The following is a 22898-nucleotide window of genomic DNA, read 5'->3' as shown; positions in this document are numbered from 1 at the left end:
TCAGCGAATTCCATATGGGCCAGCAGGTCGACCGGCCTGCATCAACGGGCCGGACATAAGCGTGCTGCCTTTACCTGTAGACCAGAAATGCAAACCAGCTTGCAATCCGGGAGGCGTCCACATAAGGCACTTTGAAGTACTGGCGCGGCATGGACAAGCATGAGCATTGCGAAGACGACGAAATGAAGCCCGGCAAGAGTTTCGGGCAGGCGCTCGTAATCGCGTGCCAGCCGCCGGAAGCGGTTCAGCCAGCCAAAGCTGCGTTCAACCACCCAGCGACGCGGCAATAGCACGAATCCTTTCTTCGTCCCGGGCAGTTTGATGATCTGCAATTGCATTCCCTCGTCGCGAGCAGCCTGCGCCGCCGTGTCGCCCGTATAGCCCTGGTCAGCAAAGGCGAGTTTCACGGTCTGCCCCGTGACGTGCTGGACCTGGCGCGCAAGCTCACCCACCTGCGCACGTTCCTGCTCATTGGAGGGCGTAATGTGTACCGCAAGCAGCAGACCCAACGTGTCGACGGCCATATGAACCTTGCTGCCTCGCTTGCGCTTGTGTCCGTCATAGCCCGCACGTGGTCCGCTTTCGCATGTGGACTGCAACGTGCGTCCAGAATCACCGCACTGGGCTGGCCCTGGCGCGCTTGCGCCACGCGCAGCACCGAACGCAAATCGTTGACCATCGCCTCAAAGCAACCCGCGTTGAGCCAGCGTTGTGTTTGCTGATAGACCATCTCCCACGGCGGGAAGTTGGTCGGCAGCATGCGCCACGATGCACCAGCGCGCGCTATCCAGCGCAATGCGTTGAACATTTCACGCAGCTCATAGCGGCGCTGCGGCGCATCTTCGCTCATCAGGACGAGGTACGGAGCGGCGAAGCTCCATTCCTCGTCCGATACATCTGTTGGGTAGGGTTTGCGTTCTGGCATCCAGCCTGGTTACCAAGTTTGGCCGAAAGTGCCTAATACTAAAGCTATTTGAGGGATGTTGTACTAGCCCCCGCTTCACGCCATTTGGCGCACGGCTCTATTCGGGGTCTGAGGAGCAATGGAACAGGGAGGTCAGTTAAGCCTCGCGAACGAGCTTGACGGAGGAGTGAAGCGCGCGGGGTTCCATAGACCCCATTTAATTGTGGAATCTATGGAAAACACGAAAAAGGAATCACGCAATGGTTTACTGGAAGGGCCCAGGCGAGAGCGTTCGCAATGAGCAACTTTTTTTCGCGAGAGCGATAGTGCAGTGCCGGAGGATTGTGCATGCTGATAGTTTCTCTGATGTTGTCGGACGATAATGGGCTGCATTCATTCAAAACTAGTGGATTCTCACGGGCACGACTATGCGCTCGATACGTTGGGGTCGTCGTCTTCGCCCGCGCAGGCGTCGGCGTTGTCATCGTCACGGTCTCAGTACTCCGACGCGCGGTTCGACCAGATTTCCCAAAACCGGCCACCCAAACTCAAATCTCCAGCGGCTCAAACGGCATACACTTCTGGTACTGCTGCTCAACCTTCTGCCGAAACACGCACAATAACGATGCCCCATGCGGTATTTTCGAAATCTCCCATGACATTGGAGACTAAAAGAGCCATCGCGCAAGTAGTCTTGGAGGATGTAAGGAATTTATATTACAAACATCCAAATTTGAAGTCCTGCAACAAAATTCGACTCCATGCGGAAAGAGACTCCGAAATACGCAGGGTTTGTGAGGCGGCAAATCAAATGGGTGAACTATATAAAAATTATACTTTGGATAACATAAAAAAATCGAAAGCACATAACTGTGGCGAATTGTCTCGACTCGCAGTCGACATGTTATTGAAGAATAATTTAAAGGCGGTCAAGATCGGGATTGGCGGGGTTGTTGGAACACACGCTTTCGCAGCTGTACTGCCACCATCGCACCCTGACTACATGGGTTTCGATATGGGGAGCGATATGAGTAAATGGAGTGAAGATATAATTATATGTGACCCATGGTGTAACATATCTTGTTCGGCACCTTATTTTAATGATTTTTTCTCAAAGAAGATGGATAAATGGGTTGCCGATGGAAAAATACTGGCAAATTCGTATGGTGGGTATAAGGAATACCTCGCAAATAATGAAGATTGGGTAAGAGATGTAGTGTCAGGGGAAAAGAAGATCGATTTCGTTCAATAAAAGCATGCCGTTTTGGCGAAACGGTCAGCGCATTTGTAAAGAGCTCAACGCTCTGGAAAACGTGCAAGCGTCTGATACACGGTCGGGTGGGATACCGAGAACAATTCAGCCAGATCGCTGATCGAGTGCTTGCCGCTTTCGTGCATCCGGCGCAGTTCCTTCTGCTGCTTGATGGAGAGCTTCGGTTGCTTGCCACGGAGCTTCCCCTTCGCTCGTGCGATGGCCATCCCCTCGCGGATGCGCAGACGGATCAGGTCGGCTTCGAATTCCGCGAACGTCGCCGGGATGTTGAAGGACATCTTGCCCATTGGGTCGGCCGGATCGTAGACGCTTAACCCGACTGCCAGTTTCATGCCGCGCGTGACGAGCGAATCCGCGATGTCGCGCGCATCCGGCACCGACCGTGTCAGCCGGTCGAGCTTCGGGGCGATGAGCGTATCGCCATGACGTACGGCCCAGAGCCTGATCGAGTTCGGGGCGTGCGCGATGGGTACCGGTCAGGCCGCGATCCGTGTAGATGCGTCCGGGGCGCCCCCCAGTTCCATGAGCGCCCGCTGCTGGGCGGTCAGATCCTGTCTGTCGGTCGAGCACCGCACATAGCCAATCAGGGTCTCGGGCATATTTTCATGCTGCATGTTTAACCGCGATTTCCGCTGGCGCGATCTGCGACACACGTGGGCGAGCTGGCATGTGCAACGCGGCACGCCGCTACAGGTGCTGAAGGAATTGGGCGGGTGGGAAACGCTGGAGATGGTGCAGCGGTATGCACACCTGAGCGCGGATCATCTTGCGCAGTGGGTTGTGCCGCATACGAGCGAGACGGAACTGCACCTGGCAGCCGGCTAACTGTATTTTCACTGCACTGGGGGAAATCGATGAAGTAGCGAAATCGCTGAAAGCCTTATGAGGCTTGGCGCCCGACTGGGATCGAACCAGCAATCCCTGCCTTCAGATGGCAGCAAATCTTGCAAATACTTTTCAGCATGTTCGCCAAATTGCGCGAACGTATTCTGCGTGCGCCCTCATCCAGCAGCATAATTCCAGCGATCACATGAACCAAATTGCGGGGACGCATTAAGCCACATATCATCTTCGCGACGCGCACCGATCTATTGTGATATCGGCCTACCTGCATTGATATGTATTTTTCATTCCAAGTCACACCAAGCTATGAGGCTTTTTTGTCTATTAGTACGCTTGCAGACAACTAGGACGCTTTGCGCTCCACCTCGCCAGTCCTATAGCTCAAATCCAACAACGAACGAAATCATTAAGGGTCCTCACGTGACACAGCCCCGATTACCTAGTGCCGCATCGTTAAAAGAACGCCGCGAAAAAAATCCTGGTAACGGGGAATCCAATCCTTAATGGCTTGGTAGCGTTGCTGTTCGTTAAGCGGAGCGATCAAGTCACGGATATCGCTTATCGCAGCCACAGGTCCCCGACTATCGCGAAAAACGCGCCGATACAAGACGCTAACGTAATGGGTCCCGGTTCCGTATGGGCCGATGCCGATATGCATGGCAGCCCTTCTCTGAGCCCCCCGTAGCATGCCCAATACCTCATCGCGAGATATCCTGAAGTCCGGATTACTGTTTTGATCTGCGAGAGCAGTCTGTAATTCGCGCTCGCGATCAGTCCGCATGTCGCGCCCTTCAATGACCGTGGCGACTGAGTCTGTGGCAGCCCAATTCCGGATGACGGCTGGCTTTGTATCACTTGCTTTTCCGGAGAGTCGCGTATTCAAGTGCATAAGCAGAGTTTGCTGTTCGTCCGCAGGCATGGAACGCAGTTTGGTTTCGATCTCGGCGCGCGCTGCCTGCTGCTCCCAGCGTGGCAATTCGTTCACGATTTGCGTAATACCCCGGCTGATCGATGGAGAAAACGCAGGCAGAGCGACCACGGGTTGCAACGGTTGAGAAGACGAGCCGGCCACCGGAACTCCGGAATACTGAACAGGAAACTGCGGCATTTGAGCTTGTGACGGGGCAAAAGGCAGCAACGGTGCCGAATTCGGGATCGGTTGCGCCTGCCCCAGAAGTGCTGGCGTTCTGGGGGGCAGAGATGATTACCCGCCTGTTTGGATTTGCTGAATCCCGCATGCCAGCTGAGACAAGGTCGAAGTGTCCGTCGGCGCGCGTCCTCAAATTGACGACGAGCGAGACAGTGCCATGAGTCGTTTCCAGCAGTTGCCCGTATTGCGCCCGCATGGCGCTTTGTGACGCGGGACTGCCTAAGGCTAACGAACCGTTCTGGATGGCTGATATGACCGCTCCGGCCAGCGCGCGTTCACCAGCATCGCTAGAATTCCGGAATGCGTGGAGCTACGCGGTAGACGATCCGCTTACCATGCTGGGCTGAAGTGTTGACGGATGCGAGACAGGGGCGAGGCCCCCAAACTGAGCGGCGCTGGCACGCCGGCCAGAGGACGGCACAGAGTTGTTGTTGGTCTGCGAGGGGCTAATTCGGAATAGCTGTGCCACTGACCGGAAGGATTTCCAGAGATGCGTTGATTTGACATGTCGGTGATATTCGCAAAACTGCGCGCATTGGTAAAGACACTTACCAATAGCAGCAAACATGCGTCATACATTGCATCAAAGCGAAAACAGGTTCTGCCGTGCGAAGCGCCAGGAGACACGGATCGGCACCCTTGGAATACCTCCGCGACGCGCACTGCATTTTCAGTGTGATAAATTTTGGCGCTAAGTGGATAGCCCTTGAGCATGTACGGCATCGAACTCTGTTGCACCCCTAGTGTCGTGAGTTAGAAATTCGTTTGATTAATCAGTTTTGCTGCCAGCTATGACGAAGTGCTGCTTGAAGATGAGTTCGGATTCGAGCAAATCGTCGTCAGTGACGATCACGGATTTTGCTTTATTGACCGGACCGCCGATTAGGCCGCGTTCGTAGAGTCGGTTGAGCGCATCTCAATCGAAGCTCTTCCATGCTCGGTTGTGGTCATGCAGTGTCAAATAGAGAAGCGCGAGAGTGGCATCAACACGTGCGTCGTCGATCGATCTGGATGCGCCCGAACGCGGTGCGTCAAGCAGGCCTCCAGCCGATGCATTGCGTAGCGCCCACGCCACTTCGAGACAGTTTGCTGGGTAACCCGCAGTTTCGCCACGACCGTTCTGTTGTCGGTGCCCTCGGCACAGGCCAGCACGATCCGCGCTCGCAATGCCAACGCCTGCGCCGTCTTGCGGCGCGTCATCAGGGCCGTGAGCTGCTCGCGTTCCGCTTCGCTCAACACGAGTTCCGCCTTGGGTCTTCCGCTCATGGCCGCCTCTTCGTGTCCGTCGCACTCACTACACGGTACGACAGGCAGCAAATTGTTCAACGAATTTCTAACTCATTACACTAGGTTCTGTTCACATTCTCACGAGTAGTCCAAAGGCACAGGCAAGCGAAGCGAGGGCGAGATAGTTCCCTGCGCGATTGTCATAGCGAGTGGCGACGCGACGAAAATGTTTGATACGACTGAAAAAGCGTTCGACGATGTTCCGGGTCCGATACAGCACGCGGCTATAGCGACGCCTGATTTTCCGGTTCGAACGCAGCGGGATTACGGCCTTCGCATGCGTACTGCGGATACGCTCCACAAAGGCGTTCGAATCGTAGCCTTTGTCGGCAATGATCGCGCCGGTGCGCAAATGCTCAACCAGTTCATTCGCGCACGAAATATCGGAAACTTGCCCTTCGGTGGCCATCAACCGCAGAGGGCGGCCAGCGTCATCGACGGTCAGGTGCAACCTGGTGGCCAGTCCACCTCGCGAGCGCGTGCGGTCCGTTTTTTTTCGAGCGCCGGACGAGTGCTGATGCGCGCGCACGATGGTCGAATCGATCAGCACATGCCTGATCCCGGTTTCGTCAGCTACTGCGTGTATCACGCGTTCCCACGCACCCTTGCGACGCCACCTGGAAAACGCATGTACACCGTGTGCCATCGGCCGAATACCTTCGGCAACCGGTCCGGCCGATCCAGAGGACAGCCTCGACAAACCAGCAATTGTCGGTCGCCGTTCGTCCTGGATCGCCTTCTTTGCCCGGCAAGACAGATTCGATTCGTGCCCCTACTTCATCGCTCATTAACGCTCGAATCATCTTGGCCCACTCGCGCAAAAGACAAGATGTAGACATATTTCATTGAATGTAAACAGGCCATAGTCGTCGGCTTCCATTGCTGTGATACCTAATCTACCCGTCGAAGTTCAAGGTTTCCGGAGAGGCTCCGCGACGGCTTGGGCGGGTCATATCGTGACACGGGCGTGACAGCCCTCGCCGCTGGAAGACTTCGAGGAGTGGGCATCGAGGACGTGGCATGAACGCGTCGGCGTATACAATGCGGCAGCACCTGATTTTTACAGCCTGACCTACCCGCAACGCATCCGTCAGTGCATTGATTGAACGCATTTTTTCCTACGCCTTGTACCGCGATCCGATCCAACCCATGCCGACTCCGACCCGGGCCTTCCTTCTCGGCCCGCTCCTGAAAGGCGTTTCACGCTCCTTCTATCTGACGCTGCGCGTGCTGCCCGCCGGTATGCGCGATCCGATCGGCCTTGCCTATCTGCTCGCGCGCGCGGCCGACACGATTGCCGACACCTCGCTGATTCCGCCCGAACAACGCCTCGTATTAGTGCTCGCACTGCGCGAGCAGGTGAATGGCGTGGCTGTCGATAGCGCGCCGTTTCAGCGCATCGCCGCCGAAGTCGCGGGCCAGCAGGTGCAATCGGATGAAAAAGTACTGCTCGAATCGCTGGGCCCCGCGCTCGACGTGTTGTCGCAACTGGGCGAATCCGACCGCAAGGCCGTGCGGGAAATCGTTTCGACGCTGACCGAAGGCATGGAATTCGATCTGCGCACGTTCCCCGACGAACGCGCCGGCCAGATCGCGGCGCTGCGCGTATACGGCGAACTCGATCGCTATACGTATCTGGTTGCCGGCTGCGTCGGCGAATTCTGGACCACGATGACTTACGCGCATATGCCGGGCACGCTGAAAGAGCCGCCCGATACGATGACGCAACTCGGCGTGCGTTTCGGCAAGGCCTTACAGATGACCAACGTGCTGCGCGATTGCGGCAAGGACTTGCGCATTGGCCGCTGTTATCTGCCACAGAACATGCTGGAGCGTCACGGCCTGAGCGCAGAGGAACTGCTGGAGCCGGCCAATTCGATGCGCGCGCGGCCGTTGCTCGTCGAGCTTCTGCGCAAGGCGATCGAGCACTATCGTGCGTCGCTCGACTACACGCTCGCGATTCCGGCCCATGCGGTACGCTTGCGGCTCGCGTGCTTGTGGCCGATTCTGATCGGCCTCGACACTCTCGTGCTGCTCGCGGATAACGACGCATGGCTCGATCCTGCGAAGGTATCGAAAGTCACGCGTCATGCGGTATATCGGATCATCGCGTCGTCGCTGCTGCTGGTGCCCTCGAATGCGCTGGTGCGCAATGCGATCGAGAAACGCATCAGGCGGATCGAAGCACGGTTGTAAGCGTGTCACATAGGGGCTGCGCGCGGGGCGAACAGACATTCGATTCGCATTGCATCGAGTCGGTCAAAATGGAACGGGGTGCATCGGCCCCGGCAAAAATTGGCAATACGCGTTATTTCACTGCAAATCGCGGCGGAGTACTACCCGATTTAATTGGGATCATGAAATAAGCAGATAATCGGGAAAGCCCCAGGACCGTGCGCTCGCGCTTCGCGTTAGTCTCTTCCAAAAGAGGAGGCGACCCATGCGACAGGCGTTCAACATTGCCTTGGTGCTTTTGCTTGGCTATCTGATGGCAGATAGGGCGTTGATGCGTGCTCAGGCCGGCGAGGTTGGGACGATTACGTGCCACCAGGGCGCGGCGCTCGTCAAATCGGACGCTGTGAAGAAGGGCTTTGGAGAAGCCGGGGCCAGCGCGCAGAGCGAGAGCTTTCTGTCAAGCTGCCTCGTGACCGGACGCGGTCAGGTCGGCGATCTGATCGCGCGCGACTGAGCGGCTGATAGCGTTGCCGGGTATTCGGCGCGACGCACGCAGAGCGCCGTGAAAAAGCGCCCAGACCGTGAAGGTCCGGGCTAAGTCATCGGAAGCCCGATGACGGAGGTAACGGTTACATACAGGACAAAACTGGCCCGCGTCCGGGTATCACCGGACGCGGGCCAGTTTTTTTAACGACTTGCGTTGCTTACTGACCGAAGTAGACCGACTTCGGGCCAGTCGCCGGAGCCACACGGCCCGATTGCGACGAACCGCTGGTCACACCGCCGAAACCGCTTGCCGCGGCTTGGCTCACGCCGTTTTGCGCATTGATGCGAGCTTCAGCGGCCTGGATGTTGGCCGGGTACTGCGGGTCGGCGAGACCGGGTTGATAGCCGGCCTTTTCCAGTTGAACCAGTTCGGCGCGCACCTGGGCGCGGGTCACGGGCTGGGTGGTTTGCGCAAACGAAGCGACAGGAGCGGCGATTGCGGCGGCAATGACAACGGCTTGAATGAGCGATTTCATGATACTTACCTCCAGTTTTGGGTTTTGTCGTGCTGCGAACGTTGTTGTTCGTAGTCAGTGATTACATTGTAATTTCGATAACTGGAGAGAGTAATAGGTCATCCGTTGAATGTTTATTGCTAATTTTGAGATAAAGCTGCGGAACCTTTAAGGGTTAACGCGTGCTTATGCGGTTCGCGTGAGCCGCGAGCTGCGATCCGAAGAGACATGGGTCAATGCTCCGAGCCGATGCTATTTCGGAGAAACGGGGCGGGTTTGATCGGTATTGGCCCTTGCATCTTTCGATGGCGCGCCCGTCGTTTTGCGGACCGATTGCGAAAGACGCGTGAATGCGTCGCTCGTGCGCGCATCGCGCTGGTCCCGCGCTGCGTAGAAATCCTTGCTGAGCCATTGCCCGAAGCTCGTCATTAGCGAGCCCAACGTGCTTTTGAAGCGTACCCACGCGTTGCCGGCGTTCGCGAGTTGCGCTGCCGATGCCACCGCGTTCGCGCTAAGCCGGTCCAGTTCCTCGTGCAGGTAATCGGCGAAATAATGCAGTCCGTGCTGATTGCCGTTCGACGATTTGCGTTCGAGTTCCACATGCTCGGCAATCAGCAATTGATTGCTCACGCGGATAAAAGCCGGTGTATCGGTACGCGCGACATCGGTGCCCATTGCTTCGCCCACACTCGATGCTTTCTGCGTGCGTAGCCCAAGCGGCGCGAGTTTCCATTTGTCGCACAGGTATTTCAGCAGGCTGCAATGGTCGAACTGCGTGTGACACACGCCGGCCTTGCACCACGGCGACACGAGAATCGCGGGCACGCGCACGCCGAGCCGGGTGAAGTCGAAACTCGCGGTGTGGTCGTCCGGCGCGGTGGCGTTTGAGGGCGGCGACACATGGTCGTAGAAGCCGCCATGTTCGTCGTACAGGATCACTAACAACGTGCGTTCCCACAGCGCCTGATTCGAGCGCAGCGCATTGTAGGTATCGGCGATCAGCTTCTCCGCTTTCATGATGTTGTGCGGCGGATGATCGTCGTTCTGCGCTTCGCCGAAGTACTTCGGCTCGATCAGCACGAATTGCGGAAACGCGTCGGCGGGGCCGGCTGTGTCGTGAAAGAACGTCTCGAAGAGATGATAGTTCGCGAGGTTCGCGGCGTGCCGCTGGTTCTTCAAGAGCAGCGATGCGGGAAAGTCGTAGAAATAGACTTTCCATGTTTTTTGCGCCGCATTCAGCCGATCGAAAATCGTGTCCTGGCTCTGCTCGGTGTACCAGTGCGGATTGAGCGCATCGAGTCCCGATGGCATGGCCACCTGACCCATCGACGTGCCGGTCAACGCGAAGAAGCGATTCGGCCACGTGGGCCCCGGCAGCGATGAGAACCACCGGTCGCAGACGGTGAACTGCTTGCCGAGCGTATGGAGCGCGGGCAGAAAACCGAGCGGGTAATAGCCCATCACGTCCTGGCGCGCGGCGAGGCTGCTCTTCGGATAGTCCTTCACGAAGCGGCGCACGAAGCCGCTGTTGTCCGCGGCAATCTGCTCCATTACGGCCTCGTGCTCGTGATTCGGATCGTGCTTCATTTGCCGCTCGCGCGTGGCGCGAGGGTGGAACGTGTGGCCCTGGCCGTCGGCATTCGATTTCGTGGCGGCGTTGCGCACGCCGTCGAGTCCGTCATGCACGGCGTCGAGGCAACCGAGCATCTGATCGAACGAGTGGTTCTCCATCAGCAGGAGAACCACATGTTCGATCGGATCGTTCTGCGCGCTGTGCTGGACGTCACTCATTTTTTATCGCTCCAGGTGGGACAGAGTTGGGTGGTTGGGTGCGGTTGCGGCGCTGCCAACTTAGCGCAAAACGTCTGGTCGCGAAAGAGCCCGGCTAAAACGGAAACGCGTGAGTGGCGGGGGCGACCCATCGCGCATGATCGGCGCAGCGAAGTCGAGCGAGATCGATTCGGAAGATATAGAAGCAAAAATGCCGTTCGGCCAAAGACCGAACGGCATTCGTGATGAATCGGGAAACGATTGGTACCGCTTTTCGCGCCGGATTCGAAACGGCGCGGCGATTACGCTGCGCTTAAACCGAAGTCGGCCGCCATTTCAGCAGGCGGTTCTCGATCGCGGTCAACAGATAGTCCGCTGCCAGCGCGACCACGGCCAGCACGATCATTGCCGCAAACACGCCGCTTGCGTTGAACGCGCCCTGTGCGGTGGAAATCAGCAGGCCGATGCCCTGCTTCGAACCGAGAAATTCACCGACCACCGCACCGACCAGCGCAAAGCCGAAGCTCACATGCAGGCTGGCGAGAATCCAGCTGAGCGCCGACGGAATTACGACCGAGGTCGTCACCTGGCGGCGCGACGCGCCGAGAATCTGCGCATTCGCGATCATGTAGCGGTCTGCTTCGCGCACGCCCTGGAATGCATTGGCGAATACGACGAAGAACACCATCACGACGGCGAGCGCCACTTTCGACGCCATACCGAGCCCGAGTGCAATGACGAACACCGAGCCGAGCACGACGCGCGGAATCGAGTTGGCGATCTTGATGTAGAGGCTGAATACGTCCGAGAGCAGCTTGTTGCGGCCGAGCACGATGCCGCAGAAGATGCCGCCGACCGAGCCGATAATGAAGCCGAGCCCGGTTTCTTCGAGCGTGACCCATACCTGCGTAAGCAGCGGACCTTGCGACGTGCCGTTCACGAACCAGTCGACGATCTGCTCGAAAATCGCGCTCGGCATCGAGAAGAAGAACGGGTCGATCCATTTCAGGCGCGCGGACAGTTCCCAGCCGCCGAGCACGACCACGAGTACGAGAATGCGCAGCGAGACGACGAGTACATGGCGCTGGCGGATTTTCTTTTGCGCAATGCGCTCGACCTGAGCGAGCGATGCGGCGTCGATGCCGGACGGCATCATCTGTTGAGAGGGCGTGGACATGGTTGCCGTTCCTTGATTAACCGATTTGCACTTCTTCGCGCAGGTCGTGCCAGATGTCGCGCGAAATCTCGATGAAGCGCGAGTCGTAGCGAATCTCCGAGGTGACGCGCGGGCGCGGCAGATCGATTTCGTAGACTTTCTTCAGCGTCGCGGGGCGCGCGGTCAACACGAACACGCGGTCGGCGAGCGCAATCGCTTCTTCGAGGTCGTGCGTGACGAATACCACCGAGCCGACGCCGCCCCACAATTGCAGCAGTTCGTCCTGCATCAGCGTGCGCGTCTGCATGTCGAGCGCCGAAAACGGCTCGTCCATCAACAGGATTTCCGGCTTGTTGATGAAGGTCTGCGCAAGCGCGACGCGCTTGCGCATGCCGCCGGACAGTTGATGCGGATAGTGCTTGCCGAACTTGTCGAGGCCCACGCGGCGCAGCCATTCGTTCGCTTCGTCGTAGGCGGCGGATTTCGAGCGGCCGCGATAGAGCGGACCGGCCGCGACGTTGTCGAGCACCGAGCGCCACGGAAACACCGCATCGGCCTGAAAGACGAAGCCGATGCGCGGATCGATGCCGTCCACCGGCGCGCCCATCACGCGCACTTCGCCGGTGGTGGGTTTCAGCAGACCGGTAATCATGCTCAGCGTGGTGGACTTGCCGCAGCCGGTCGGGCCGACCACCGCGACGAATTCGCCGCGTGCCACCGACATGCTGAAATCGCGCAACGCGATGGTTGCCTTGCCGTCCGGTGAAATGAAACGGCACGACACGTTGCGCATTTCAATTGCTGGCGTATCGCGTGACATAGGTTGATTCATCGGCGGAGCCTCGCAGTTCTCTGGATATGAAAGAAGCGTTACTTCGACGCGGTCTTGACCGGCGCCGATACGTATTCGTTGGTGTAGGTCTTGGCGAGATCGATGTGCTTGCCCTTCACCGACGGATTGAATGCCGACAGTACTTTCAGCACCGTGTCCGGGCCGTCGGCCGGCATCTTGCCGTCCTTCGTGAACATCGGCAGCGAGGCCTTCAGCGCGTTGACGTACAGGTCCTTGTTGTTGCCGTAGTAGTCTTTCGGCATTTGTGCGGCGATATCTTCCGCGCTATGCGTCGAAATGAAGTTGAGCGTCTTCACGAAGGCATGCGCGAGCTTCGCGGCCTCGTCCTTGTGCGATTCCGCCCATGCGCGCTGCACGTAGAAGCTCGATGCGGGGTACGTGCCGCCGAGCGCGGCGCGCGTGCCGTCGAGCGTGCGCATGTCGACGAGAACCTTGGCGTCGCCGGTCTTCAGCAATTGCGAAACGGTCGGCTCGGTGGTCATGCCCGCGTCGATGCGGTTCTGCTTGATCGCCGCGATAAAGCTGTTGTCGGCGCCGACCGGCAGCAGTGTGTATTGCGTGGCCGGTACGCCCGCGCGTTGCGCGAGGTACTGCGTGAGGAAGCTCGTCGACGAGCCGAGGCCGGTCACGCCGAGCGTTTTGCCTTTCGTGTCGGCCATGCTCTTAAGGGTATCGGCTGCTTTCGTCGAAACCATTTCCACTTCGCCGGGCACCTGGCCGAACACGACCAGCGCCTGAATTTCCTTGCCCTTGCTTTGCAGATCGATCGTGTGATCGTAGAAGCCCACGACACCTTGCACCGCGCCCGCGAGCAGTTCGTTTTCCGCGTCGACGCCGGCCGGTTGCGAGAGGATCTCGACGTCGAGCCCTTCGTCCTTGAAGTAGCCGAGCTGTTCGGTCAGCTTGGCCGGCAGATAGATGATCTTGGTGGCACCGCCCACCATGATCGTGATCTTTTCGGCGTGAGCGGCGGCCGAAGCGGCGGCAAGGGCGAAAGCAACACCTGACACGGCGGCAATCTGGCGCAAGGTACGCATGAAGCAGTCTCCTTAATTAAGTGTGGTCGCCGCGGCCTGATAAGCGGCGCTTTTCTGGGTGAATGGCGGCGATTATAAAAATGCGAAACCTTCTGCGAGCTTTCGGGAGGGAGCGCGAAACATGGGTGTTAACCCGAAAATGCGCCGAAAATAAGCCGAAAATGCGCCGGGAATGTGCTGAAAACGAGCCGCGCTTAAGCCGCAAGCGAGCCGCAATCAGCCCGCCACTGCGCGACGCGCTTGACCGGCGTCGACAGCGGGCAGGGGACGTATGGCGCAAATCCCACAGGAAGCGCGCAAACCCCCTGTTTTACGGCACAATCGACGGCCTGACTTTTGCCGTTGCCGCCATGAAGCTGCTGCTCATCGAAGACAATCCCACGCTTGCGCACTGGCTCGCGAAGATGCTGGAGCAGGAGGCCTTCGCGCTCGATGCCGTGCAGGACGGCGACGAGGCCGACCGCCTGCTGCGCACGAATCACTACGACGTGATTCTGCTCGACCTGAATTTGCCGAAGCTCTCGGGCAAGAACGTGCTGCGCCGTTTGCGTCAGCGTGGCGATGCGACGCCGGTGCTGATCCTGACCGCGAGCGGCTCGATCGACGAAAAAGTGGAACTGCTCGGCGCCGGCGCGGACGATTACCTCGTCAAGCCCTTCGAAGTGCGTGAGTTGATCGCGCGCATCAAGGTTGCGATTCGCCGGCAGTCGCCGTCGAAAGCGAGCGAGGTGGTGTGCGGCGATCTGTCGTTCGATATCGACACGCGCCAGTTCACGCTCAAAGGCGCGCCGCTCAATGTGACGCCGCGCGAGCGCTCCGTGCTCGAAGCGCTGATTTTGCGCCTCGGCAAGACGGTGACAAAACCCGCGCTCGTCGATGCGATCTTCACGCTCGCGGACGAGCCCAGCGAAGACGCGGTGGAGATCTATATCTCGCGTTTGCGCAAGAAGCTCGACGGCAGTTCCGCAGCGATCGTCACGCTGCGCGGGCTCGGGTATCTGCTGCGCAAGAAAGAAGACGACCACTGACAATGGCTAATAGCCTGCGTATACGTTTGCTATGGTGGCTGCTCGTGCCGCTCGCGCTCTATGTGTTCGTGACCGGCAAGACCGAATACGACAATGCGCGGCGTACCGCGAATCTCGTGCAGGACAACCAACTGGTGGCGTCGGCGCGCATGATCGCGGGGGAAGTCGAATGGCGCGACGGATTTCTGCGCGTGGACGTGCCGCCTGCCGCGCTCGAGATTTTCGCCTCGCCGTATCGCGACCAGGTGTTCTATAGCGTGCGTGTCGACGACGGGCAACTGCTCGCGGGTACGCCCGATTTTCCGCCGCGTCCCGCGCGGGCGCCCGACGTGCCGGATTCGTACTACACGGCGTTGCACGGCCAGCAGGTGCGCGCGGTCGATATCGCGCGGCTCATGTACGACAACGGCGTGACGCGGCGCGTGCGCGTGACGGTCGGCAAGACCGCGCGCTCGCGCGACGCGATGACGAAACAGCTATGGCAGCCGCAACTGATCCGGCAGATCGAAATGATCGTGCTGGCGGTTGCGCTCGTTTGTATCGGACTCACGTTCGAATTGCGGCCGCTGATGAAAGTGAAAGACGAGGTTGCCGATCGCGATCCGATGCAACTCGAGCCGATTCGTGTGGAGCGTTTGCACACGGAATTGCGTCCCATCGTCGATGCGATCAATCAGTGCATTGCGCGGCTCGGCTTGCAGGTGGCGGTGCAACGCCGCTTTATCGCGGATGCTGCGCATCAGTTGCGCACGCCGCTGACGCTGCTCGGTACGCAACTGCAATTCGCGCGGCAGCAGGACGGGATCAATCCCGCGCTCGACGAGGCGCTGGGCGCGATGCATCGCAGCAACCGGTCGATGGTCGCGCTCACGAACAAGCTGTTGCTGCTCGCGCAGGCCGAGGCCGCCGACAGCGCGCAACTCGCAATGGAAAGCGTCGACCTGGTGCCGCTCGCGATGGAAGTCGTCGAAGACCTTGCGTTGCTCGCGCAGGCGCGCGAAATCGATCTCGGCGCGGAGTTGCACGGCGCCGCGCCGGTGGTGGGGCATCGTGGATTGCTACAGGCACTGATTGCGAATCTCGCCGAGAACGCGATTCGTTATACCGGCAGTGGCGGTCACGTGACGGTTGCGGTGCATGCCGATGCCAATACGGTCACGGTAAGCGTCATCGACAACGGCCCCGGCATTCCGGCCGAAGCGCGCAGCCGCGTATTCGAGCCTTTTTTCAGGGCCTCGGCGGATACGGACGGCACGGGGCTTGGACTCGCGATCGTGCGTGAGATTGCGGATGCGCATCACGGCGAGATATCGCTGAAGGCGGGTGACGGCGGCAAGGGCGTGGATATTGCCGTGATGTTTCCGCGTGCGGCGATGAAGTGATCGGGACAAACCCGAGGTTCGCGCTATTTCACATTTGTGAAAGCATCGGGAAGGGTTCGCACCTTCAGAATCAGGCACAGGCGACTCGCGCGGCGCCACGAAGCAGGACAACGGAGACACCCGCAATGAAGCTTCCCCTGACGCGTTTCTCGCGCGCGGCCTGTGCCGCCGTCGCGGCGTCGCTCGTGTTGTGCGCGCTCGCGAAACTCGCGACGCCCGCGCAAGCCGCCGAGCCGGAGAAACTCGCGATCATGGTCGGTGGCATCGACAAGCTTATCTATTTGCCGGCGCGTCTTGCCGAACAGCTCGGCTATTTCAAGGCGGAAGGGCTCGACGTCGAGTTGCTGTCGCAACCGACCGGAATCGACGGCGAAAACGAAATGCTCGCGGGCGCGGTGCAGGGCGTGGTCGGCTTTTACGATCACACGATCGATTTGCAGACCCGCGGCAAGGAAGTGAAGATGATCGTCGTATTCGCTCAGGTGCCCGGTGAAGTGCAACTGGTCGCGGCAAAATCGGCCGCTTCCGTTAGAAGCATGGCCGACGTGCGCGGCAAAACGCTCGGCGTAACCGGGCTCGGTTCGTCGACGAGTTTTCTCACGCAATACCTCGCGCAACGCGCCGGCGTGCCGTCCACGCAATTCACGCTGTTGCCGGTCGGCGCGGACAGCAGTTTTATTGCGGCAATGCGGCAGGGGCACATTCAGGCGGGCATGACGACCGAGCCGACCGTCACTCGCTTATTGAAAGCCGGCGAGGCGAAAGTACTCGTCGATATGCGCAACGTCGACGGTACGCGCGAGGCGTTGGGCGGCACCTATCCGGCGTCGAGCTTCTATATGCAAAGTACCTGGCTCGACGCGCATCCCGACGAAGCCGCCAAACTCGCGCGCGCATTCGTGAAAACGCTGCGTTATATGCACACGCATAGCGCGGAACAGATTGCCGCGCAGATGCCGCAAGAAGCGATTGGCGGCGACCGGGTGCTTTATGTCAGCGCATTGCAGGCTTCGCTGCCGATGTACACCGTGGACGGCAAGATGCCCGCCGACGGTCCGCAGACGGTGCTCAAAGTACTGTCGGCATTCAATCCGACAGTGAAGGGGCGGCATATCGATCTGTCGCGCACGTTTACCAATCAGTTTGTCAGTGACGTGAAGCCTTGAAAGCGGGTTGACCGCGCTTGTCGCTTCGAACACAAAAGGATCGACGCATCGTGTTTTCAGGCAGCTTGCGCGGACGTTTGCTGTGGTGGCTCCTGTTGCCGCTGGCCGCATTCGTCTCCATTTCCGTCGCGATTTCATATCGCTTCGCGCAGACCACGGCGGATCTCGTGCAGGACAACGCACTGCTTTCGTCGATGCGGATCATCGGCGAGGATATCGATTGGGACGATAGTTCTTCGGTGTCCATTCAGATTCCGCCGGCTGCGCTCGAACTCTTCGAATCGCCGGAACAGGACAGCGTTTTCTATCGCGTCGAGGCGAGCGGACATCGTCTGCTTGCGGGCAGTCCCGACCTGCCGCTGCCGCCGCATGTGAGCGATAGTCCCACGCTTTATTCCACGCATTTCGACGACGGCCGCGAGGCGCGCGCGGTGGCTTATGTGCGGCAGCTCTACGACTCGGGGCGCACCGAGGAGGTGATCGTCGCGGTCGCGAAGACCGAGGGCTCGCGCGATGCGATGGTGTGGCGTCTGCTGCGGCCGCAATTGTCCGGCGAAGTACTGACGCTGGTGCTCGCGATGGTGTTCGTCTATCTCGGCTTGACCTTCGAGTTGCTGCCGCTCATGAAGGTGAAGGACGACGTTGCCGATCGCAATGCGTCGCAACTCGAACCGATTCGCGTCGCGCGTCTGCATGTCGAACTCAGGCCGATTGTCGAGGCGATTAATCAGTGCATTGCGCGAATGGGCCAGCAGGCGGCGACGCAGCGGCAGTTCATTTCCGATGCCGCGCATCAGTTGCGCACGCCGCTTGCGCTGCTGGTCGCGCAGATCCAGTTCGCGCGGCAACGCGACAACCGGGACGCACCGCTCGCCGAAGCGCTCGCGGGCATGCACAAGAGCAGCCGCAAGCTGACCACGCTGACCAACAAGCTGTTGCTGCTTGCACAGGCCGAGTCGGTTGCGCCGTCGAGTGCGCGCGAGCGTATCGATCTGAGCGCGCTGATTGCGGGCGTACTCGAAGACTTGATTGCGTTCGCACAGTCGCGTGCAATCGATCTGGGTGCCGAGCTGGAAGACGGCTTATACGTGACCGGCGACGAAGCCTTGACCTCTGCACTCGTGACCAATCTCGTCGATAACGCGCTGCGTTATATCCAGGCCGGCGGTCACGTTACCGTGCAGACGCAGCGGCGCGATGAGATGGCGATCGTACGCGTGATCGACAACGGACCCGGCATCAAGGCCGAAGCACGCGAGCGTGTGTTCGAGCGCTTCTATCGCGCGTCGAGTCATGCCGAAGGAACGGGACTCGGTTTGCCGATCGTGCGCGAGATTGCGCGACGCCAGGGCGGTAGCGTGAGGCTCGAACCCAATGAAGACGGTATCGGCCTCGTCGCGACGGTCGAAATGCCTTTATGGATCGGCGCAGCCTGACGCGTCGCGCGACCCGCAAAAGAGGGAGGAACGATGAAACTACTGCTCGTGGAAGACGACGCGGACCTCGCCCGCTGGGTGATGAACCTGATGCAGGTCGAGCAATTCGCCATCGATTGGGCGCAGAACGGCGAGTGCGCGGAAACGCTGCTCGGTCTGCAATGCTATGACGCGGTGCTGCTCGATATGCGTTTGCCCGGCATCGGCGGCAAGGAGGTACTCAAGCGGTTGCGCCGCAAGCGCGACAACGTGCCGGTGCTGATGCTGACCGCAAATGGCTCGACCGACGACAAGGTGGCCTGCTTTTCCGCCGGCGCCGACGATTATGTCGTCAAGCCTTTCGATGCGCGCGAACTGGTGGCGCGCATCAAGGCACTGATCCGCCGTCAGGCGGCGGGCGACAAGGGGCAGCAGATCGAATGCGGAGATTTGTGCTATCTGTTCGATTCGCGCGAATTCCTGCTGCAAAACGAGCGTCTGCCACTGCGCCGCCGCGAACACGCGATTCTCGAAACGCTGATGCTGAAGCAGGGCAAGACCGTTTCCAAAGCGACGCTGATGGACAAGGTTTTCACGCTCGACGAAGAGCCGAGCGCCGACGCAATCGATATCTATATTCACCGCTTGCGCAAGCATCTCGCGGCATCGAGCGCGAAGATCATGACGCTGCGCGGACTCGGCTACATTCTGCGCGAAGAGGAACCGCACGAGGCATTTGCTGCGACCTGAGACGACAGCGCGATAAATACGTGTTTCGTTTACCCGTCTTCTGTTGTCAAAATCATACGTTCTAGTGTTTTCACCGACTTCCGCCGCTCCTGCGCGAAAGAGGCGTGAAGGGTTGCTCTGACTATTCTTGGCATTGCTATGCAAGCAGATGTCCGATCAATTCAACACAGCAGGAACGGAGGAGAAGATGGGGAATAAGACCAGGTTTTTGCTGGTGGCAGGCGGCAGTGCTTTGGCCATGAGCAACGTTCACGCACAATCGAGCGTGCAGCTTTACGGTTTGATGGATTTGAGCGCGGTGTCGTATCAGACCAATGCGAATGCCGAAGGCAAGCATGTCATCTCGATGGGCATCAACGGCGAGCCGTGGTTTAGCGGTAGCCGTTTCGGCATGAAAGGCGCGGAAGATCTCGGCGGCGGGCTGAAGGCGATCTTCAGGCTCGAAGCGGAATACCGCGTGAGCGATGGCGCAATGGAAGACCCGGGCCAGATCTTCGATCGCGACGCATGGGTGGGTATCGAAAGCGACACGTTCGGCAAGGTGACGGCCGGCTTCCAGAACACCGTGGCACGCGATGCCGCCGCGATTTACGGCGACCCATACGGCAGCGCCGCCTTGACCACCGAAGAAGGCGGCTGGACTAATGCCAATAACTTCAAGCAACTGATTTTCTATGCGGGCAGTGCCACGGGTACTCGCTATGAAAACAGCGTGGTGTGGAAAAAGCTGTTCAGCAACGGCATATTCGCCGCGGCGGGCTACGCATTCGGCAATCACACGAGTTTTGGCACCGACGCCACCTACACCGGCGCACTCGGCTATAACGGTGGACCGTTCAATGTGTCCGCGTTCTTCAACCATGTCAACAACAACGGCTTCACGAACAAATCGTATTCGATCGGCGGTAACTACACGTATAGCATCGTTCGCGTGAACGCCGGCTATTTCCACTACACGGGCGATCAGGGCGCGCTGGGACAACGTCACGACAATGCGTGGACCGTGTCGCTCAAACTCTCGCCGAAGGGACCGTTCGACTACGCAATCGGCTACCAGCAGATGCATGCATCGAATGCGGCATTCGACGATAACGGCGGCACCGCGAATGCCAACCTCGCCTTCAATCCCGATGGGGGCACCGCGAGCGGCTATAAGGAAACCCTGTACGCGTCGATGTTCTATCACCTGTCGAAGCGCACCGAACTATATGTGGCCGGTGACTATATGAAGCTGCACAACGGTTACGTCGTGGCGACGACGTATGGCGCGAAGAATCAGCTGGAATTGACGACGGGGATTCGTACGCGGTTCTGAGTTTCGGGTTTCGTGTCTCTTGTTTCGCGAGAGTGACGTGGGAGTTGCGGGAGGTCGAGCGTTCTTTAGGCTGAGCATTTCTCGCGGTGAAAGCCCAATCTATTGCTCGGGTATCTCTGCGCTTGCGTTGAAGGCAGACCGCCGCCGGTTTTTCGGGCGGCGGTCTTTTTTTGGGAGGACCTTTGTAGACGTTACTCAAGCTGCCTTGGCTGCTGCCTCCTTCGCGAGCAGACGCTGGGCCTGATGATCACCCTTTGCCGCTTCCTGCGCGGTTTGAACCGACGTCTCGCTGGCTTCGGCCAGCATGGCGCGCGCGGCACTGCTGATGCTGACCGTGTACGACGAGGTGGTGGAACTGGTGGACGATCCTGTCGACGACGAAGCGCTCTTGCTGGATGCGGGTGCCGTCGATGCCGATGCCGAGGCCGAACCCGACGCGACAGCAGAACCTGTGGGTCCCGCCGGGCTTTGACCAACTGCCTGAATAGACATTTCTCTCTCCTGGTTGGAAAACGAGTACTGCGCTCTGTCTATCGGCGTCGTTTGAGGGGGCTTGAGGACTATATTTTTTGTGTTTTGGGTGGAGCTTAAGTTGTTGTTAAGGTTGGAAAGAAAAGTGCTGGGAGGGGTGTTTTCTTAATGTTTCGATAAGGTTGAAGAGGTAGGCTGCGCCTCGATGATAGGTCACGACGGACAGACTACGGCGCGGTAATTAAACGTCTGCATCTGGTCTTGTGTGCAGACGAGCTATATCCGTTTGAGTCGATGGATTCAAACATCTGTTTCGTCGATGGCGAGTAATTCATTCACCCGCTTTAGAATGCCGGCCTTTTTCCACATCGTATAGCGCAGATAACAGGTCTGTTGCGGTGGAAATGTTGCCGGAAGTCTGTGCCATTTTTCTTTTCGCTGCTGTAGCCACAGGATGGCGTCGAGAATGTCGCGATCGCTGCGGCGTGGCCGCCCGCGAGTTGAGGCGGGCGGTTCGGGGAACAGACTCTTGACGCGATCCCAGTTGGCGTCGGAGAGCGGGATTTCTAGCATCGGCTGCCTTGAATGAACTTAAGGGAAATTCGCAGTCGCTGGTCAATATTGCGTCGGAGCGGATACTAGTCAATCTTGCAGAGCCGGTCAAATGGTTAGGCACGCAATTTTCCGTATTTGACTTTCTTAATCTCCTGCATTTTATGCCGATATACGAGCCCGCCCGTATGGTGTGATAGGGCCGCGCTTGTCGTTGCGTTACGTCACGGGCAACACAACGCAACGTAACGTGCGACGTTACGCAAACATCGTACGGTGTGCCACAGCCATTTTTCCCATCAAGATATTGTTCCCGAAGTCCTTGATCGAAAAGACTTTTACGGTCTTTTTGCAAATAATCGGCGAATCCGTGTCATATCTGGCGCGACTCGTGCTTGCATATGCGCGTTTATACAAAAAGACGTATTCGCCATGCACACGCTTGACCCTGCGAAACATGTCGCGCTTGCGCGCACGATGACCGCGCGTTTGGCCGCCGTCGCGCAGAACGATGCGAACGGCGCCGACAACACGACCGCGCGACTTAGCGAACTGGAGACGCGTGTCTGCGAAGGCCTGCATGCTGGCGAGTTCCATCTCGTGTTTCAGGGTGCATATCGCGTGGAAGGTGGCGCGCCGGCGCGGCTCGAGGCCCAGCTTCGCTGGACGCACCCCGAATACGGATTACTGCTGCCGGGTATCTTCATGATGCCACTTGAACATCCGCAAGTGGCACGAGAAATGGCCGCATTCGTGGTGGATGGCATATGCCGCGAACTGCGCGATTGCGTTGCCATGCAGTTACCGTTGCAGCCCATAGCGATCACGGTGCCCACGCAGATCGCATTGCTCGATTCGTTTGCTGATGACCTCGCACGTGCTGCGCAATCGCATGGTGTGCCGCTGCATCTGTTCGAAATCGAGGTGACCGATAGCGCCGAAGCGGCGAAGCTGCTTTCGCTGCGCACGATGACGGAAGGGCTTCGCGAGGCCGGCGTGGGTGTGGCGCTGGGGAATTGGGGGAATGGGGCGTCGTCACTTGCGTTGCTCGGTGCGCTCGATGTTGACACGATTACGATTGCGCGCGAATTGATGAGCGCGGTGCCGCGTGACAGGCGAGCTTGTGTGGTGATGTCGGCGGTGATGGATCTGCTCTGTGAGCTCGGTGTGCGGGTGGTTGTGAATGGCGTCGATACGCGGGAGCAGTTCGAGTGGTTGGGCCGGTGGCCCGATGTGTTGGCGCAGGGGGCGTTGTTGGCGCGGCCGCAGGCGGGGTTGAGGGACGTGCTGTGCGCAACGTGAGGGCGGTGACGCGTGGTATTGCGTGCTTTGAGTTTGTGTGCCGAGGCTATTTAATTGCATCTGTCTGA

Annotated in this window: 19 protein-coding genes and 5 pseudogenes; 12 read left to right on the top strand and 12 right to left on the bottom strand. The window is 58.8% G+C overall.

Translation table 11 applies throughout. From position 1 onward, the window contains the following. Positions 1–155: 155 nt before the first annotated feature. Positions 156–925 (bottom strand): annotated as a pseudogene (locus GXB81_RS16265) (IS5 family transposase); the annotation flags it as partial. 634 nt (positions 926–1559) lie between these two features. Here GXB81_RS16265 and GXB81_RS16260 point away from each other — a divergent pair. Next, positions 1560–2156: a hypothetical protein gene (locus GXB81_RS16260; protein WP_167042573.1), complete on the top strand. Its 597-nt coding sequence runs from the start codon at positions 1560–1562 to the stop codon at positions 2154–2156. Positions 2157–2200: 44 nt separating this feature from the next. Here GXB81_RS16260 and GXB81_RS31910 read toward each other — a convergent pair whose 3' ends face one another. Further along, positions 2201–2623: a recombinase family protein gene (locus tag GXB81_RS31910; RefSeq protein WP_346777801.1), complete on the bottom strand. Its 423-nt coding sequence runs from the start codon at positions 2621–2623 to the stop codon at positions 2201–2203. Positions 2624–2798: 175 nt separating this feature from the next. Between GXB81_RS31910 and GXB81_RS16250 the strand changes: the two are divergent. Further along, positions 2799–3002, top strand: a pseudogene (locus tag GXB81_RS16250) (tyrosine-type recombinase/integrase); the annotation flags it as partial. Between the two features lie 457 nt (positions 3003–3459). On the opposite strand, the gene GXB81_RS16245 reads toward GXB81_RS16250, so the two are convergent. The 4 genes and pseudogenes from GXB81_RS16245 to GXB81_RS16235 form a co-directional block, all read right to left on the bottom strand. After that, a complete protein-coding gene (locus GXB81_RS16245; protein WP_205989765.1) occupies positions 3460–4128 on the bottom strand; it encodes a hypothetical protein in 669 nt (222 codons plus the stop codon). Positions 4129–4939: 811 nt separating this feature from the next. Continuing rightward, positions 4940–5131 (bottom strand): annotated as a pseudogene (locus tag GXB81_RS31465) (DUF6429 family protein). 9 nt (positions 5132–5140) lie between these two features. Next, positions 5141–5436 (bottom strand): annotated as a pseudogene (locus tag GXB81_RS16240) (helix-turn-helix domain-containing protein); the annotation flags it as partial. A 91-nt stretch (positions 5437–5527) separates the two neighbouring features. Then, positions 5528–6260: pseudogene (locus tag GXB81_RS16235) on the bottom strand (IS5 family transposase). A gap of 346 nt (positions 6261–6606) precedes the next feature. Here GXB81_RS16235 and GXB81_RS16230 point away from each other — a divergent pair. Both GXB81_RS16230 and GXB81_RS16225 read left to right on the top strand, forming a co-directional pair. After that, positions 6607–7653 carry a phytoene/squalene synthase family protein gene (locus GXB81_RS16230; protein ID WP_205989764.1) on the top strand — a complete coding sequence of 349 codons (1047 nt, stop codon included), beginning with the start codon at positions 6607–6609 and terminating at the stop codon, positions 7651–7653. Between the two features lie 244 nt (positions 7654–7897). After that, positions 7898–8146, top strand: coding sequence for a hypothetical protein (locus GXB81_RS16225; RefSeq protein ID WP_167042568.1), 249 nt, complete (start codon positions 7898–7900; stop codon positions 8144–8146). 190 nt (positions 8147–8336) lie between these two features. Here GXB81_RS16225 and GXB81_RS16220 read toward each other — a convergent pair whose 3' ends face one another. The 5 genes from GXB81_RS16220 to GXB81_RS16200 form a co-directional block, all read right to left on the bottom strand. After that, positions 8337–8654 (bottom strand): DUF4148 domain-containing protein, encoded by a 318-nt coding sequence (locus GXB81_RS16220; protein WP_167285195.1) that lies wholly within the window; start codon positions 8652–8654, stop codon positions 8337–8339. Between the two features lie 231 nt (positions 8655–8885). Further along, positions 8886–10424, bottom strand: a complete 1539-nt coding sequence (locus GXB81_RS16215; RefSeq protein ID WP_205989763.1) for an alkaline phosphatase family protein — start codon at positions 10422–10424, stop codon at positions 8886–8888. A 292-nt stretch (positions 10425–10716) separates the two neighbouring features. Further along, positions 10717–11580, bottom strand: a complete 864-nt coding sequence (locus GXB81_RS16210; protein ID WP_167042564.1) for an ABC transporter permease — start codon at positions 11578–11580, stop codon at positions 10717–10719. Positions 11581–11596: 16 nt separating this feature from the next. Further along, the gene (locus GXB81_RS16205; protein WP_167285198.1) at positions 11597–12391 is read right to left on the bottom strand and encodes an ABC transporter ATP-binding protein; all 795 of its coding nucleotides are present in this window, start codon (positions 12389–12391) and stop codon (positions 11597–11599) included. Between the two features lie 38 nt (positions 12392–12429). Further along, entirely contained in the window at positions 12430–13449 is a 1020-nt protein-coding gene (locus GXB81_RS16200) for an ABC transporter substrate-binding protein (RefSeq protein ID WP_167042561.1), read from the bottom strand. Between the two features lie 350 nt (positions 13450–13799). On the opposite strand from GXB81_RS16200, the gene GXB81_RS16195 reads away from it, so the two are divergent. From GXB81_RS16195 to GXB81_RS16165, 7 genes are all read left to right on the top strand, one after another. Beyond that, positions 13800–14477 (top strand): response regulator, encoded by a 678-nt coding sequence (locus GXB81_RS16195; protein WP_167042559.1) that lies wholly within the window; start codon positions 13800–13802, stop codon positions 14475–14477. A 2-nt stretch (positions 14478–14479) separates the two neighbouring features. Then, a complete protein-coding gene (locus GXB81_RS16190) occupies positions 14480–15859 on the top strand; it encodes a sensor histidine kinase (RefSeq protein WP_205989762.1) in 1380 nt (459 codons plus the stop codon). A 125-nt stretch (positions 15860–15984) separates the two neighbouring features. Continuing rightward, complete coding sequence (locus GXB81_RS16185; RefSeq protein WP_205989761.1) at positions 15985–17025, top strand: ABC transporter substrate-binding protein; 1041 nt, start codon at positions 15985–15987, stop codon at positions 17023–17025. Between the two features lie 50 nt (positions 17026–17075). Next, positions 17076–18461, top strand: a complete 1386-nt coding sequence (locus GXB81_RS16180) for a sensor histidine kinase (RefSeq protein WP_205989760.1) — start codon at positions 17076–17078, stop codon at positions 18459–18461. 33 nt (positions 18462–18494) lie between these two features. After that, on the top strand, positions 18495–19190 hold the full coding sequence (locus GXB81_RS16175; RefSeq protein WP_167042553.1) for a response regulator: 696 nt from the start codon (positions 18495–18497) through the stop codon (positions 19188–19190). A gap of 238 nt (positions 19191–19428) precedes the next feature. Next, entirely contained in the window at positions 19429–20505 is a 1077-nt protein-coding gene (locus tag GXB81_RS16170; RefSeq protein WP_240158958.1) for a porin, read from the top strand. Positions 20506–20809: 304 nt separating this feature from the next. Next, positions 20810–20977, top strand: a complete 168-nt coding sequence (locus GXB81_RS16165; RefSeq protein ID WP_205989759.1) for a hypothetical protein — start codon at positions 20810–20812, stop codon at positions 20975–20977. A gap of 299 nt (positions 20978–21276) precedes the next feature. On the opposite strand, the gene GXB81_RS16160 is transcribed toward GXB81_RS16165, so the two are convergent. Next, the gene (locus GXB81_RS16160) at positions 21277–21549 is read right to left on the bottom strand and encodes a transposase (protein WP_205989758.1); all 273 of its coding nucleotides are present in this window, start codon (positions 21547–21549) and stop codon (positions 21277–21279) included. Positions 21550–21960: 411 nt separating this feature from the next. On the opposite strand from GXB81_RS16160, the gene GXB81_RS16155 reads away from it, so the two are divergent. Continuing rightward, positions 21961–22830: an EAL domain-containing protein gene (locus GXB81_RS16155; protein ID WP_167285208.1), complete on the top strand. Its 870-nt coding sequence runs from the start codon at positions 21961–21963 to the stop codon at positions 22828–22830. Positions 22831–22898: the final 68 nt, after the last annotated feature.

This window comes from Paraburkholderia sp. Ac-20336 (genome assembly GCF_017105025.1).
Taxonomy (GTDB): domain Bacteria; phylum Pseudomonadota; class Gammaproteobacteria; order Burkholderiales; family Burkholderiaceae; genus Paraburkholderia.
Note: the sequence above shows the minus strand (reverse complement) of the source record. Positions and strands in the feature narration are given on the sequence as shown.